Origin of the sequence: Bradyrhizobium denitrificans (assembly GCF_013179005.1) — a bacterium.
Lineage (GTDB): Bacteria > Pseudomonadota > Alphaproteobacteria > Rhizobiales > Xanthobacteraceae > Bradyrhizobium > Bradyrhizobium denitrificans.
The window spans coordinates 82309-97541 of the sequence record NZ_JABFDP010000020.1; the positions used below are offsets into that span (position 1 = coordinate 82309).

General features: G+C 61.2%; 15 protein-coding genes. 3 read left to right on the plus strand and 12 right to left on the minus strand.

The genetic code is table 11. From position 1 onward, the window contains the following. Positions 1-25 precede the first annotated feature (25 nt). From HL671_RS22675 to HL671_RS22725, 11 genes are all read right to left on the minus strand, one after another. Entirely contained in the window at positions 26-1897 is a 1872-nt protein-coding gene (locus HL671_RS22675; protein WP_172238778.1) for a multicopper oxidase domain-containing protein, read from the minus strand. A gap of 27 nt (positions 1898-1924) precedes the next feature. After that, positions 1925-2254, minus strand: coding sequence for a DUF305 domain-containing protein (locus HL671_RS22680; RefSeq protein ID WP_172238781.1), 330 nt, complete (start codon positions 2252-2254; stop codon positions 1925-1927). A gap of 318 nt (positions 2255-2572) precedes the next feature. Continuing rightward, positions 2573-3559: an FkbM family methyltransferase gene (locus HL671_RS22685; RefSeq protein WP_172238784.1), complete on the minus strand. Its 987-nt coding sequence runs from the start codon at positions 3557-3559 to the stop codon at positions 2573-2575. A gap of 73 nt (positions 3560-3632) precedes the next feature. Beyond that, positions 3633-3938 (minus strand): copper-binding protein, encoded by a 306-nt coding sequence (locus HL671_RS22690; protein WP_172238787.1) that lies wholly within the window; start codon positions 3936-3938, stop codon positions 3633-3635. Positions 3939-4030: 92 nt separating this feature from the next. After that, entirely contained in the window at positions 4031-4321 is a 291-nt protein-coding gene (locus HL671_RS22695; RefSeq protein WP_172238790.1) for a copper-binding protein, read from the minus strand. Positions 4322-4362: 41 nt separating this feature from the next. Beyond that, the gene (locus tag HL671_RS22700; RefSeq protein WP_172238793.1) at positions 4363-4848 is read right to left on the minus strand and encodes a cupredoxin domain-containing protein; all 486 of its coding nucleotides are present in this window, start codon (positions 4846-4848) and stop codon (positions 4363-4365) included. Positions 4849-4896: 48 nt separating this feature from the next. Continuing rightward, complete coding sequence (locus HL671_RS22705; RefSeq protein WP_172238796.1) at positions 4897-6270, minus strand: multicopper oxidase family protein; 1374 nt, start codon at positions 6268-6270, stop codon at positions 4897-4899. 11 nt (positions 6271-6281) lie between these two features. Then, the gene (locus HL671_RS22710) at positions 6282-7742 is read right to left on the minus strand and encodes a TolC family protein (RefSeq protein WP_374050117.1); all 1461 of its coding nucleotides are present in this window, start codon (positions 7740-7742) and stop codon (positions 6282-6284) included. Positions 7743-7760: 18 nt separating this feature from the next. Next, positions 7761-8054: a hypothetical protein gene (locus tag HL671_RS22715; protein ID WP_172238802.1), complete on the minus strand. Its 294-nt coding sequence runs from the start codon at positions 8052-8054 to the stop codon at positions 7761-7763. A 77-nt stretch (positions 8055-8131) separates the two neighbouring features. Further along, positions 8132-8572: a hypothetical protein gene (locus tag HL671_RS22720; RefSeq protein ID WP_246579421.1), complete on the minus strand. Its 441-nt coding sequence runs from the start codon at positions 8570-8572 to the stop codon at positions 8132-8134. Positions 8573-8711: 139 nt separating this feature from the next. Beyond that, positions 8712-8987 (minus strand): metal-sensitive transcriptional regulator, encoded by a 276-nt coding sequence (locus HL671_RS22725; protein ID WP_172238808.1) that lies wholly within the window; start codon positions 8985-8987, stop codon positions 8712-8714. A gap of 53 nt (positions 8988-9040) precedes the next feature. On the opposite strand from HL671_RS22725, the gene HL671_RS22730 reads away from it, so the two are divergent. The 3 genes from HL671_RS22730 to HL671_RS22740 all read left to right on the plus strand — a co-directional run bounded on the left by HL671_RS22730 (position 9041) and on the right by HL671_RS22740 (position 13327). Continuing rightward, positions 9041-11506 carry a heavy metal translocating P-type ATPase gene (locus tag HL671_RS22730; protein ID WP_172238811.1) on the plus strand — a complete coding sequence of 822 codons (2466 nt, stop codon included), beginning with the start codon at positions 9041-9043 and terminating at the stop codon, positions 11504-11506. Positions 11507-11702: 196 nt separating this feature from the next. After that, positions 11703-12920, plus strand: coding sequence for an OpgC domain-containing protein (locus tag HL671_RS22735; RefSeq protein WP_172238814.1), 1218 nt, complete (start codon positions 11703-11705; stop codon positions 12918-12920). Continuing rightward, positions 12914-13327, plus strand: coding sequence for a DUF1622 domain-containing protein (locus HL671_RS22740; RefSeq protein ID WP_172238817.1), 414 nt, complete (start codon positions 12914-12916; stop codon positions 13325-13327). The genes HL671_RS22735 and HL671_RS22740 overlap by 7 nt, the downstream gene beginning before the upstream one ends. A 49-nt stretch (positions 13328-13376) precedes the next feature. Here HL671_RS22740 and HL671_RS22745 read toward each other — a convergent pair whose 3' ends face one another. After that, positions 13377-15164: a DUF3141 domain-containing protein gene (locus HL671_RS22745; protein WP_172238820.1), complete on the minus strand. Its 1788-nt coding sequence runs from the start codon at positions 15162-15164 to the stop codon at positions 13377-13379. Positions 15165-15233: the final 69 nt, after the last annotated feature.

The following is a 15233-nucleotide window of genomic DNA, read 5'->3' on the forward strand; positions in this document are numbered from 1 at the left end:
CGCTCGCTCCTTGGGTTGCTCCGCCTCATTGCACGTTTAGGACCAGCATCAGTCCGCCGCCTCCGTGCTGCTCCACATTGTTGTTGGCCGTGTGATGCGGTATGTGGCAGTGCACCAGCCACTTTCCGGGCTTTCGCGCGGTCCAGATCACGTCGTAGCGCTGACCCGGTCCGACGTTGACCGTGTCGGCCTGATACCGCGCGCTGTCCTTCAGGTTGACGCCGTCGACGGCGACCACTTCAAACGGTCCGCCGTGGACGTGCATCGGATGCACGAAGTTGTTGTTGGTGCCGATGAAACGGATTTTGATGGTCTGCCCGACCTTCATCGCCACGGTGTCGGTCGACGGATAGGCTTTGCCGTTGATCGTGAAGTAGTTCGGCAGCGCCCCTTCCATCAGCATGGCCGGATAGGTCAACCACTCGCGCTTCAGCCATTCCTGGAGCTGAATCGTATAGTCGAGGTCCGCCCTTACCTCGGCCGCCGAGTCCTTCGGCGCGATCAATAGCGCGCCGTACAGGCCGAGCGCCTGCTGCCGGTCCGGATGATCATGGCTGTGATAGAAGTACGTGCCGCTCTGACCCACGTCGAATTCGTACGTGTAGGAGCCGCCGGGCGGCACCGGATCCTGGGTAACCTTTGCCGGCCCATCCATTTCGTTCGGCAAGATCAGTCCGTGCCAATGGATCGTCGAGCTTTCGGGAAGCGCATTGCGGAAGTTTATCCGCACGTGGTCCCCTTCCGTCACTTGTAGCCGCGGTCCCGGGACTTGGCGGTTGTACGCGTAGGCCTCGACCGCCACGTCGGGCAGGATGTTCCAGCGGATGATCTCGGCCTTGATGTCGAAGACTTTGACTCCGTTCTCGATGCGCGGCTCGAGGACCTTGTCGCCCCTCGCATTGGGCGCCGCCACGTACGCGACCTGACGCGGCTTCACCGCGGCCATGTCCTTCATCGCCTCGCCCGGCAGGTCGAAGGTGTTGATCATCCCCGGCGGCATGATGGAGCCGTCAACGTCGCGGGCGCTGAGACCAAGGTTGACGGAAAAGCCCGGGATCACCATTCCGGAAATCAGGAGAAGCGACGTGACGCCGGCGAGCGCGGCCAGTTGCGGCGTCGTCGCGTCGGAGCCCATCTGGTGTCCGCTGCCGTGCTTCATTTCGCCCACGTCATGCTTGGGCGGTTCGCCGCCGCCATGGCCTTCGTGACCTTCCTGCCGCTGCTCGCTGCCGCCGCGCTCGGTCATCAAGCCGTGCTTGATCTTCTTTTTCACCATCCAGACGTTGAAGGGATACGCGGTCGCGAATCCCACCATGACGCCCAGCGACATCACTCCCCAGAACACCAGTTCGAGCGGGTCCATCGCCCGCATGTCCCGCCCCATCATCAGCAGGCTCATGGTCGGTGCCATTCCTGCCATCATCGCGTTCATGCTGATAAATTCCGGCATGAAGCTCTTGCGGACGTTCTCCCAATAGGTGCCGCCCATCGTCTTCTTCATAAAGAGGGACTGGAAGATGAACAGCCCGAACGAGAAGCCCGCAACGTACTCGACGATCAGGTCGATCCACATCGGAAGCCCCAGCAGCGCGGTCACGGTGGCCGCCAGGATGATGCCGGTGGCATCCCCCGCAACGCAGTGGATCGTGCTGCCGACACCCTGCTTCCAGAGCGGCGAAGTGAAGTGTTCGTGCTCGCCCGGTCGGGGTTCCTTGTCCGCAAGCACATAGAGCAGCAATCCGAACGGACCCATGTACAGAGTGACCAGGATGAAGCCCCACTTCATCACGGTCGGCTCGGGATTGCCGTTGAACTGGTCGAAAGCGACGTACGCGGTGCAGCCCGCCGCGAGGACGAACCAGGCGATCAGAAAATAGTCGTACGGAAGTGCGATCATGGTGTCCTCGCGGTTGGTCCGGGCCGGTTAACCTCCGTGCTTGCCGATCCATTCCTTCAGCGTCGTCTGCTCTTGCGTCTGATCCTTGACTGCCTTCTCCGCCATCTCGCGGATCATGGGATCCTTCGTCTCCTTCAGTACCGTCTGCGACATTTCGATCGCACCCTGATGGTGAGCAACCATCATCTTCGCCCACGCCTTCGTCGCGTCCGGATCCATTCCTTTTTTCATGTCGGCGTTCATTTTTTCCATCGACTTCATGTAGGCCTGACCGGCCTCCTCGGCGAACGACGGCATCGTCAGCGCTAGTAGGATCGCGAGGGTGGCAACGGGCATCTTCAACATATTTCGTGTCATCACATTCTCCGTTGATTGAAAGCACGCTGACAAACGACCGCTGAAAACGGTTGTTCCGCAACTTCGAAAACAACGGAACGAGCGACTCGTCTGGTGTTCAGGCAAGCACCAGCGCGCGCTGTCAACGGGACTTCACGAGATTTTCGACGGTGTATGTATGTTCAAAACGTGGGCGCTACGGATGGCCTCCTGCGTTTATCATTGAATGGAAATCACCGCAGCGTCGCGGTAATGAACGGCAATCCGGGCTGTCGCAGACGGAACGATCGTCGCGCCGCTCTCTTGTGGCCAGGCAGCGCATGGGCGGCGGCGAAGCGATCATCGATGCCTCCATGTTGCCGCGAGCAACCGCTCCTCCCATAGCGCGCTGGAGGTCGCGAAGACGTTGTAGCCGACCCAAGCGTGTTTCTTGATACGGTCCAGGCGCTCAATTCGGTCGAGCCGCATGAAACGACGTTCGGCCTCGTCGTACGCGAACACCCTGAGGGCCAGCGCGTCGATCAGATGTCGTGTGATGCCGTGCGTCCGGTCGAGCCCATGCTCTTCGCAAATGACGACGCAATCGCGCCGAAGCAGCCCTTGCGCGCCGGTCAAGGCTTCGATCTCGACCCCCTCGACGTCGAGCTTGATCACGACGGGTAGCACCGGATCGATCAGGCTGTCAGCGGCGAGGCCGTCCAGCGAAACGACGGGCACGGCTTCAGACTCGGGCTCGGCCAAGACGAGCGTTCCGAATGCTTCGTGTCTGGCGCCGGTGATGCGCGCGAATCCACCGGATTTTTCGCCTACGGCGGCGTTGAGCCACCGGAAACGGTCGCCGTTCAGGAGCGCGTTGGTCGCAAGCCGCTTCGCGTTATCGCGAGATGCTTCGATGGCAAGCGTCTGCTGACCGCCGAACGGCCGGCTCGATGCGAGCACGGACCAGTAGCCGAAGTTGGCCCCGCAATCGACGAAAGAGTATCTCACGTCTTTGGCGCTCCTTAAGAAGGCTTCGATTTCCTCCTCATAATGGTATCTTCGGTTGAGCAATCTGCTCCAGTATCCGTCGCAGAAGGGTATCGCGAATTCGGCGTCCTCGTTCAGTCGCACGACGATGTCGCGCCGTGACACGAAGTTGGCGACTGCCTTGCACCCGAGCCTGTAGCCGCGATGTCCGTATGGTTGCGTCAACAGGGATCCCGCCTGCAACGCCAGCAGCGCGATGCGATCGAGCGCGCCCGCGCCGGTGAGCATTCCGTTCCCGCGATCGAGAGAGAGCGATCGTCCTGCCGCGGCTTCGTCGGTTCGGCGCAACAATGCCTCCATCCGTTTCTCCAATCTCGACCGGAACTCCGGCGCCATGCGAAGGGCTTCGTCATGACGCCGGATGCTTCCGCCCTTACTTTCCCTTCTGCATCTTCGTGATCGTGATGCCGGCGGTGGCCCGCTCGGCTTCGAACTGAACTTTGTCGCCCACCTTCACCTGCTTGAGCATCGAAGGATCCTGGACGCGGAACACCATCGTCATTCCGTCCTCGTTCATATCGAGGTTCTTAATCGGACCATGCTTGAGGGTGATTTTCCCGGCGGCTTCGTCGATCTTTTTGACTTCGCCGTTAGCCATCGCGGCCTGCGCCAATGCGCCAGCGGACGGCCACGCGAGTGACAGCGCGAGCGCGATAATTGCGAACTTATTTGCCTTCATCTTGAACTCCCATGTACGGTTTGATCTGCATATAACCCCATTGATACCCGCCTATCTTATTTACTCGTTAGCGAGATTCGAGCGACCTCCGGTCACTTGGACTTTTGCATCTTCGTGATGGTCACTCCCTCCGAGGCGCGCTCGGCTTCGAATTTGACCTTGTCGCCTACCTTCAAGTTCTTGAGCATGCCTGGATCGTTGACGCGCAGGACCATCGTCATTGCGTCCATCTCAAGGTTCCTGATCGGTCCGTGCTTGAGCGTAATTTTTCCGGCCACTGCATCGATCTTTTTCACCTCGCCCTGGACCATGGCGTTCTGCGCGAATGCCGCGGCGGAGGTGAGGATCGAACCAAGGACGACGGCAATCTTGAGTTGTCCCATACAAATTTTCCTTTTTGTATTCAGGTTGATTCGTGCTGGTATTACTTCACCGTGAGCGTGCCAGTCATGCCGGACTCTCGGTGCCCGGGAATCAGACAGGCAAACTCGAACTCGCCGGGCTTGCTGAATTTCCAGACCATCTCTGCCGTCTTCTTTGGCGCAAGCCTCTTGGCGTTCGGGTCGTCGTGCTCCATGTCCGGATTTTTCTTCATCGCTTCCGCGTGCTTCAGATTCTCCGCGGTCGTTGCAAGCACAAATTCGTGCTCGAGCTCTCCATTGTTGCGCAGAACGAACTTGATCTGTTCGCCCTTCTTCACATCGATTTTCATCGGCATGAACATCATCTTTTGGTCCATCTCGCCCATCGTGACCTGAACGATGCGCGCCGGCTTCTTGGGATCGCCGGGTTCGCCGGCTGAAAAAGAATCGTCGTGGCTGTGGCCCTTAGGGCCCTCGCCTGCCCACGCGATGGCGGAGATCGACGTCACCGCGGCGAGCGCGATCAGCGAGATCGTGGCGTGTTTCATTGTCTTGTTCCTCTGTTGTTGCTTGAAGCGGCCGTTGTTTCCTGACGACTACATGCCTTTCATTCCCTTCATGCCTTTCATAGCCTTCATATCGCCGTCCTTCGGCGTACTCGCCGGTTTATCCTTGCGCATGGGCTGCTCCGAAGGTGCGTCGACTGGAAAGGAGACGGTCCCTGCAGGATATTTGTAGGGGCCCGGATCCTTGTAGTCGTCCCGCGCCAACCCCTCTCTAATCTTCATGACTGTGAACATGCCGCCCATCTCGATGGGACCGAATTGGCCTGAGCCGGTCATCATGGGCAATGTGTTGTCGGGTGCGGGCATTTCCATCTCCCCCATCGCCATGCCCGTCGATCCCATGACCATCGCGTCGGGCGCGAGTTTGCCGACGGCTTTTGCTAGGTCCTTCTTCGACACGCCGATGAAATTGCGCACGTCGTGTCCCATCGCATTCATGGTGTGGTGCGACTTGTGGCAGTGGAACGCCCAGTCGCCAGGATTGTCAGCGACAACATCGAACGCGCGGATGGCGCCAACCGGTACATCGATCGTCGTTTCCGGCCATTGCGCGCTTTCTGGTACCCAGCCTCCGTCGGTACAGCTCACGGAGAAGCTATGCCCGTGAAGGTGGATGGGATGGTTCGTCATGGTGAGGTTGCCAATGCGCACTCGCACTTTGTCGTTTAGCCGCACCGCGAGTGGATCGATGCCCGGAAACACGCGGCTATTCCAGGTCCACATGTTGAAGTCTGTCATTTCAGTCACTTTTGGGAGGTAAGTGCCCGGGTCGATCAGATAGCTGCTCATGATGAAGACGAAGTCTCGATCGACCGGACGGAAGCTGGGATCGCGCGGATGCACGACGATCATTCCCATCATGCCCATTGCCATCTGAACCATTTCGTCCGAATGCGGATGGTACATAAACGTCCCGCTGTGCTTCATCTGGAACTCGTAGACGAAGGTCTGGCCCACGGGAATGTGGGGCTGGTTGAGTCCACCGACGCCATCCATGCCGTTGGGCAAAAGCACACCGTGCCAATGGACCGTCGTCTGTTCAGGCAGTTTGTTCGTGACGAAAATGCGCAGCTTATCGCCTTCGACTGCCTCGATCGTTGGGCCTGGTGATTGACCGTTATACCCCCATAGATGCACCTTCATTCCTGGGGAAAATTCACGTACGACCGGCTCTGCGACGAGATGGAATTCCTTCCAGTCGCCATTCATCCGCCACGGCAGCGACCATCCGTTCAACGTGACGACCGGCCGGTAGTCCGGACCCGACGTTGGATGGAGCGGCGGCTGCATCACCGTCTTCTCCATGATCGGCGCCTCGGGAATAGCGGCGGCCTGCACCCGTCCACTCACGGCGCTTGCGCTCACCAGTGTCGCCGTCCCGAGAAATCCTCTTCGCGATAGCATCTTCGTCTCCTCTAATGCGCCCCGCCGGCTTGGGCCGTGGTCGTGGATCGTGAACCTGAAGGCTGCTCGTCGCCGGAGCGTCGGCCACCGCCGTTCACGGCGGTCTGCAATTCGGACTGCGCCAGCCAAAATTCGCGTTTCGCCTCGATGGCGGCACGCAGAACCGCAAGCCGCTGTCGCGCTTCGGTCAGCAGCGCAAACACGTCGACCTGCATGCTGGAGAAGCGAAGCTGCATCTCCTCGGTGATGATCTGTCGAAGCGGCAGAACCTCTCGTTGGTAGTGGCCCGCAATGTCGTAGGTCGAGCGGTAGACGCGGTAGGCGTCCCTTGCTTCCGAGCGGACGTTGACGGCCTTCTCGGTCAGAACATTGAACGCCTGGTTGTAGGTCTCGGTGGCTTGACGGACACGGACCTCGCCGCCGTCGAAGATCGGGATCTGGAACTGGACGTCGAAGCCGCGCTCCTTGAATGGCAGGCCCTCCGGATCGCGCGTTTTTCTGTCGATCCCCGCCACGTCGATCAGCGTCACGAAGCGGCTCGCCTGCGTCAGATTCAGCGACTTCGCGAGCGCCGCCAACTCGATGCGGGCCATCTGCAGATCGAGCCGATGCGCCACCGCATCGACCTCGATTCCCGGGAGCGAGCGCGGACGACCGGGCAAAGCCGGCAGCCGCTGCGGCAGCCGGATGGCGATGTCGCCATCCCAAAGCCCCAGAAGCCTGACCAGACGCTCGCGCGAACTCGTCGCCTCCTGCCGCAGCGCGGCCAGATCGGCGGTGGTTTCGGCGTAGAAAGCCTGTTCGCGGGCCTGGTCGAGCTTGTTCAACGAGCCGGTCCGGCCAAGCTTTTCCGCAAGCTGAGCCGTGGATTGCGCAGTCGACTTTGCATCGGTAAATAGTACCATCAGGTCATTGGCCGCGACGGCGCGGTAATAAGCCCGCCGGACTTCGGCCGCCAGCCGCAGCGTCTCTTCGGCGGCGCGAAGCTGAGCCTTTCGGAAGCGTTCGCGCGCGATGTCCGAACGGAACGGAAGGGTCGCCAGCGCAAGGATGTCGCCGACGACGCGTCGTTCGACTTCCAAGGCCCCATTTCCGGCGATGCGCGAAATCGAGAACGTCGGGTTGGGTGGCAGACTGTCGGCTATCAAGTCGGTTTCGGCCAGCGCGAGCTCGTTATAGGCCGCCTGAAGCCCTCGGTTGTTGAGAAGCGCGACCTGAACCGCACTGTCGACCGTCAGGCTCCGACGCAGCAATCCTCGCACGACGTCCTGTGCGTGTGCGGCATCGCTCTCGGTCCGGATCGATATTACGCCCTTTTTGATGGTCTGATCCGCAACATCGGCAACGACGCCCATCCCCCGATCGGGCGAAAAGGACGCACATCCGGACAGAAGGGTTGCCGCGAAAAACGCTGCCAGACGCTGAGCCCGGGACCGGGAATGAATCGATTGCGGCACGAGGGGCCAAAAAATTCGGTTCATCGCCGCCCCCTAATTGCTCGGCTTCGGCGTCGGAGCGACGCTTTGATTCTGTTCCCTCCAGCCGGCCGGTGCGACGGGGCGGAGCCGGGTGTATGGAGCGACGGTGGACCGGTATCCGACGCCAGCGACTTTTACGTTGGGGTCCGCCGGATCGGCGCCCGCGAGCGGCACCGTCACGGGCATGCAGCCGCCCAGCGCAAAGGCCGCCGCGGAGGCCAGCGCAAGAACACCCGATTTGAAATTGAATTGTTTCCCCGCCACCGATCGAACGGCGGCGAATTTCGCCCCAAACTGCGTACGCATGTCTTTCCCCTGAACTGACGATGGACCACAGGCGCGCGAACCCTCCACGGGCGCGGCACCGCGTCTAGACGGTCAGATCAGGCGATGGGGGGACGATAGCGTTGCGGCGGCGCGTTGTCGGCTACCGCCCGATAGTCGGCCGAAAGGCAGATGGACCGCGGAGCAATCGGCCGAACGAACTCGGTCAAGGTGGCCGGCAATGCGCTCACGCACACCATGCCGCAGCACTGTCCGCCGGAAGACTTGTGGTGGTCCAGCGGCAATGTATCTGGATCAGCTGCCGCAGCGGCAAAGTTATCGAGCGCCGAAGCGACGGCAATCGAGGAATGGTCGTGCGAACGGCCGTCTGCGTGGACGTGCTGCGCGACGACACCGTGTTCGTGCACGTGCACGATGCCGGCGCCGTGTTCGTTCTCGGTCAGGCACGGCGCGGCGCGGGCGCCGTCCGCGAAGGCGAACGACATCGCCGGCGCCAGAACGCAGAAAAGATAGGCCAGCGCGAGCAACCGCCCTGCCATCAGTCTCCTGCTCCTGGTTAGTCGGCTCAGCATCAATCGCTCGGCTCCCTGCCGCCCGATGGGCGAAGATTCGCAAAACCTAGACGCAAACCGGGCCCAAGCCAAGGTGGAACCTTCGGCGAATGGGAAAGTTTCAACCTCATCTTTCGGCCCGTCCAACGACGGCCATCAGTTCAGCAATCTTCCTTCGCTGGTCCGCCTTGTCGCCGCTGGAGATGGCGTGTTCCACGCAATGGGACACGTGATCCTTGAGAACCTCCTCCTCGACCCGGCGCAGCGCAGCGCGCACCGCCGAGATCTGCGTGACGATGTCGATGCAGTAGCGGTCGTCCTCGACCATCTTCGAGAGACCGCGCACCTGGCCCTCGATCCGGCCGAGGCGTTTTTTACATGAGTCCTTGATGGCCTTTTGCATAGGTTCTATATACCCCCTGCGGGTACGGGGTGCAAGCGGTCATGGAGAGCAACATGGGCAAAGATGGCGATGCGATTTCCGGCGGCGGCTGCGGCTGTTCATCGAAGGCTCCCGGCCCAGGGGTCGCTGCGAGCGGTCCGACCCCCAAGGCAGCGGGCGGGTGCTGCGGCGGCGGACATGATCATAGCGGCCACGGCGGCCATGTTCATCATGAGCATCGAGCCGCAACGACCGTTCGCGACCCGGTCTGCGGGATGGACGTCGATTCGGCGACCTCCAAGCACAGTTTGAAGTACCGCGAGAAAGCCTATCATTTCTGTTCGGCCGGATGCCGCTCCAAGTTCGAGGCCGCTCCGGAGCAGTACCTCGGCAACACGAACGAGAAAGCGCCTGCCGAAGTACCGGCCGGGACGATCTACACTTGCCCGATGCATCCGCAGATCCGCCAGGTCGGTCCCGGCAACTGTCCGATCTGCGGCATGGCGCTGGAGCCCGAGGTCGCGAGCCTGGATGCGCCGCCCAATCCCGAACTTGCTGACATGACGCGGCGTTTCTGGGTCGGTCTGGCGCTTTCGATCCCGCCCGTCGTGCTGGAGATGGGCGGCCATCTGGTGGGCTCTCACGGCTGGGTCGACCAGACGCTGTCTAACTGGATCCAGCTTGTGTTCTCCACCCCGGTCGTACTGTGGTCCGGCTGGCCCTTCTTCGTGCGCGGCTGGCAATCGCTGGTGACGCGCAACCTGAACATGTTCACGCTGATCGCGATGGGCACCGGCGTCGCCTACGTCTACAGCCTGATAGGCACCGTCGCGCCGGGCATCTTCCCGGCGACCTTCCGCGGCCACGGCGGCGCGGTCGCCGTGTACTTCGAGGCGGCTGCCGTGATTACCGTCCTCGTCCTTCTCGGCCAGGTGCTCGAGCTCCGGGCCCGGGAAGCCACCTCCGGAGCGATCAAGGCCCTCCTCGAGCTGGCGCCGAAAACCGCCCGCCGTATCGGCGACGACGGTTCCGACCATGAAGTCCAGATCGAGAGCCTCGCCGTCGGTGACCGGCTGCGGGTACGACCCGGCGAAAAGGTGCCGGTCGACGGCGTCATCCTCGAAGGCCGTTCGTCGCTCGACGAATCGCTGGTGACCGGCGAATCCATGCCCGTCACCAAGGAAGTGGGAGGCAAGGTGATCGCCGGCACCCTCAACCAGTCGGGCGGCTTCGTCATGCGCGCCGACAAGGTCGGCCGCGACACCCTGCTCTCCCAGATCGTCAAGATGGTCGCCGAAGCGCAGCGATCGCGCGCGCCGATCCAGCGACTCGCCGACCAGGTCGCCGGCTGGTTCGTTCCGGCCGTCATCGCCGTGGCGCTCATCGCATTTGGCACGTGGGCCTACTTCGGACCCGAGCCGCGGATGGCCTTCGGGCTCGTCGCCGCCGTCAGCGTCTTGATCATCGCTTGCCCCTGCGCACTCGGGCTCGCCACCCCGATGTCGATCATGGTCGGCGTCGGCCGCGGCGCCCAGGCCGGCGTGCTCATCAAGAACGCCGAAGCGTTGGAACGCATGGAAAAGATCGACACGCTGGTGGTGGACAAGACAGGCACGCTCACCGAAGGCAGGCCGAAGGTGGTCTCGATCGTTCCCGCCCCGGGTCACGACGAGAACGAACTTCTGCGCCTTGCCGCCACCGTCGAACGGGCCAGCGAGCACCCCCTCGCCGACGCCATCGTCCGTTCCGCCAACGACCGCAAGTTGGTCCTGAGCAAGGTCGAGGAGTTCGATTCTCCGACCGGCAAGGGCGCCGTCGGCAAGGTCGAAGGAAAATCCATCCTGTTAGGCAACGCGAACTTCCTGGCATCACTGGGCGTCGCGACACAGTCGCTGGAGGCGGAGGGCGAGCGCATGCGGGGTGAAGGCGCCACCGTGATCAACATGGCGGTCGACGGCAAACTGGCCGGGCTGTTCGCGATCGCGGACCCGGTCAAGGCGTCGACGCCGGCGGCGCTGAAGGATCTGAAGGCGGAAGGCGTCAAGGTCATCATGCTGACCGGCGACAACCGCACCACCGCCAAAGCTGTCGCACGACAGCTCGGGATCGAGGACGTCGAAGCCGAAGTTCTTCCGGACCAGAAAAGCGCCGTCGTCGCCAGGTTGCAGAAAGCGGGCCGGATCGTGGCGATGGCCGGCGACGGCGTTAACGACGCGCCGGCCCTCGCCGCCGCCGAGGTCGGTATCGCGATGGGCACCGGGACCGACGTCGCGATGGAAAGCGCTGGCGTCACCCTGCTGAAAGGCGACCTGGGTGGCATCGTCCGGGCTCGCAAGCTGTCGGAGGCCACCATGAGCAACATCCGACAAAATCTGTTTTTCGCGTTTATCTACAACGCGGCCGGCGTCCCGATCGCGGCCGGCGTTCTCTATCCGACATTCGGGATACTGCTCTCGCCCATCATCGCCGCCGCAGCGATGGCGCTCTCGTCGGTGAGCGTCGTCGGCAACGCGCTGCGCCTTCGGGTGACGAAGCTCTAACGCTTCAGCGCCCGTCCACGCGCGCAAAAAAGCCTGCAGACAAACGCCTGCAGGCTTTTTCCCATCGGAAGCGGGGCTGGGTACTTCCTGGAGGCAGGTTAGGACGAATGCAGGATGACTTTTTGATGTGGATCAAATCCGAGCGCGTTTTCGGTGAAATAGATCGGCATCACCAGCACGCCCGGAATTGCAATAGATGACGCTGTTTGTCCCGTCGCTCGAGCGAGATTTGCGGCTCGATCTCTTTCGCGGATTGGCGAACTGGGCCATCTTCTTCGGCCACATCCCGGGCACCGCGCTCGCATGGCTGACCTCGCGCAACTACGGCTTCAGCGACGGGGCCGATCTGTTCGTCTTCATCTCGGGCTACACCGCCACCCTGGTTTTCGGCAGGATGATGGTGCAACGCGGTTTCGTGATCGGCGCTACGCGACTGCTTAGACGCGTTTGGCAACTCTACGTCGCCCATGTACTTCTGTTCATATTCTATCTCACGTCGGTCCATTACCTGGCGCACCGTTTCGACATTCCCCACCTGATGGACCAGTTCAACGTCGCGCGCTTGATGGAATTCCCGGTGGAGACACTGACCGAGGGGCTCCTCTTGAAGTTCAAGCCGCTCAATCTCGACGTGCTTCCTCTGTACATCGTCTTGATGGGGGCCTATCCCCCGGTCCTGTGGCTCATGCTACGGCATAGAAACTGGGCGCTCGCCGGATCGCTGCTGCTTTATTTTGCCGCCAGATTTCTTCATTGGAATCTGCCCTCTTATCCGTCCGGTGACTGGTTTTTCAATCCGTTCACATGGCAACTGCTGTTCGTGTTGGGTGCATGGCTTGCGGCTGGGGGAGCCCGGACCGTCCGTCCCATCGTGACTGCCCGGATTCCTTTGGTCCTTAGCGCCGCTTTCCTGCTGTTTGCGCTGGTGGCAACGCTCGCGACGCTCATTCCCGAGTTGGACGCTCCAATTGTGAGCGATTTGACGCAGGCCTTCCGGCCCAACGACAAGACCAATCTTGCTCCCTATCGGATCCTGCACCTTCTCGCATTGGCCCTTCTTGTCGTCCGATTTATCCCGTTCGACTGGTCGGGTCTTGGCTGGCCGGTATTCCGTCCAGTCATCAAGTGTGGCCAACAATCGCTGGAGGTCTTCTGCGTCGGGGTTTTTCTTTCCTTCGTTGCCCACTTCGTATTGGAGACCACGTCGAACTCTTTCCATGTCCAGATGCTGGTAGGAGCCGCTGGCCTGTCGATCATGACCGGTGTTGCCTACTATCGCTCCTGGTCGAAGAAAATCGATAGGCTCGCGTTGGCGACGCCGCAAAGCACTATGCCACCCGCGGGGGCTGCAGCACCGTCTCCGCTCGGCCATGGCTGCGGAAAGCACGCAACTGACAAGGAGCCGAAATGCTGACTTCCGAGTTCGTCCTCAGTATGGAGGCCAGGGCCATCGTGCTGCATACGCTCCATTGGATTGCTTCAATCGTGGAGGTCCTCGGGGTTGCAGTCATCATAGGCGGCGTGATCGCGGCGAGCGTGTGGTCCATGCGGCAGATGTATCGGGGTGAATGGCACGGCGCTTTCCGATCCTATCGGGCGAATCTCGGGCGCGGGATCCTGCTCGGCCTCGAATTTTTGATCGCAGCAGACATCATCGGCATGGTTGCCATCGTGCCGACCTTCGAGCGGCTTGCGGTTCTCGGCTTGATCATCGTGATACGTACGTTCCTGAGCTTTTCGCTTCAGATCGAAATCGACGGCCGACTGCCTTGGCGGCGCGAGCGCGCCGACGCGACCGAAACAAAAGACGGCGGCCTGTGACCGACACACTCGCTGCGGGACCACAAGTGGCTCGTTGTGTAGCGAGCGCTCAAGCCTGCCTCTTCTGCTTAGCACTTTCGGTGTCCCCTCCGTAGAGCAGTCGGAACGCGGCTTCAAGCGAGGAGTCGCGCCGCATCCGAACAGCCTCCAGCATTGCGGTGGTGCCCTCGATCAACGCCCGTTCGTTAGCGAGCATTGGATGATCGTAAGGGAGCGGCTGGCGCGTCCTGCGCAGGCTTTCCGCAACTCCGGCTATGGCACGGAGTCCTGGAGAAAAGCTGGACGAGAACAGATAGCGGCTAAGCCGCATTGGGTGCAGCCACTTCGCCGCTTCGGCGGTCCAAGGATTGGAGAGCATCCGCACCCAGGGGCTGAAAAAGCTGTTGTAGAGAAGTTCAGTCGCCTCGGATACTTCGTTCACTCGCTTAAAGGCAGCATTATCTTCGGAAAAATGGAGGTCCTCGACACGCCGAGACTCGAAGCGCACCGAGTAGTGCGGTTTGCGGCAATCCGGGTCCCCCGTCGGATTTTCGATCTTCATCTCATAGAAGCCCGGGCTCAGCGCCTCGATTTCCGCCATGCTCTCCAGGATGGCCCGGTGCTCGAAGCGAGCCACCGCGGCCGAAACAAAGATGCCGAGGTGTCCTACGTGAGGGTTTGTGAGGAAGACGATTCGCTGGCCCGCGGCGCGGAGATCGTCGGTCGTCTTGTAGACGACCGGTATCCAACCGATCGCCTGATGTGGCGGTGTGATGTTGTCCCCGTACGACGCAAAAATAACCAACGGATTCCGGATCCGGCGTAAATCGACGAAGCAGCCGTGACATATCTTGAGAAGACCGCGCTCGAGCTTGTTTCCGACGAATAGGTTCTCGACGATGGCCAGAATCTCCTCGCGGCTGAGGAAGTAGTAGCCGTTCCACCACCGCTCGAACGACAAAAAGCGTTCACGTTCGTGGTCGATGTCTGCAAACAGGCCGGCGTATTTCTCCCAAACCGATTCGGGTTTGAGGTTCTCGAAATTCTGCACAAGCCACGCGCCGTCGAACCGCCCGTCGCCTTGGTCGGCGATGAGATGGGTCAGCCAGGCCCCGCCGGTGAACCCGGCGGAGAGTCGCATTGGATTCACTCCTGCTTCGCCCGACCAATAGGAAAGAGGCGATCCATTGAGCACTGCAGGTCCGACCAGACCGTTGCAATCCGCGGAGAGCAACGTCACTGCCCAGCCGGCCTGACAGTTGCCGTAGAGCACCGGGGGCTGGCCTGGATGACGCGTTGCGACTTCCTCAACGAAGCGGCGCAATGCTTGCAGCACGTCGCCGAGGGTTTGCCCTTGGCACGGCTCCGGGAGGAAGGAAACGAAGTAAACGGGATGCCCTTCGTTGAGCGCTACTCCGACCTCGGAGTCTTGTTTGAAGCCCCCGATGCCGGGACCATGTCCCGCACGCGGATCGATTATGATGACCGGCGGCTTGGCAGGATGGTGGCAGGGCTCGGCTTCAACCGGCGATGAGGAAATGCTCAGCAGCACGTAGTTGACGGGCCGTTGAAAAGTCCGTGCGTCGAGGAGCGTCTCGGTGCGAAAGTCGAGCAGAGGAGGCAGGCCGAGCCGTTCGTGCTCAAGCATATTGTCGCCCCGCTCACGCAATGTATCCCAGAAGAGGATAGCTCGTTCCCAGCAGTCTCGTTGATAGACGAGGAGATCCCAAATGCTTGGGAACGAATTGGAGTAATTTGCACGATCACCGTGCGGGGAAGCGCTCTCAACGAGACCGGGTGCACGCTCCCGGGCGGTCGCGCGTACATCTAGGGCCGCTTCCGATGAGCGTTTGGGCATGAGATCCAGCCTGTCTTTAGCCTGTGAGTGCAAAATTGCCGTTCAAGCTAAGCGGTTTACCGGCCCGTG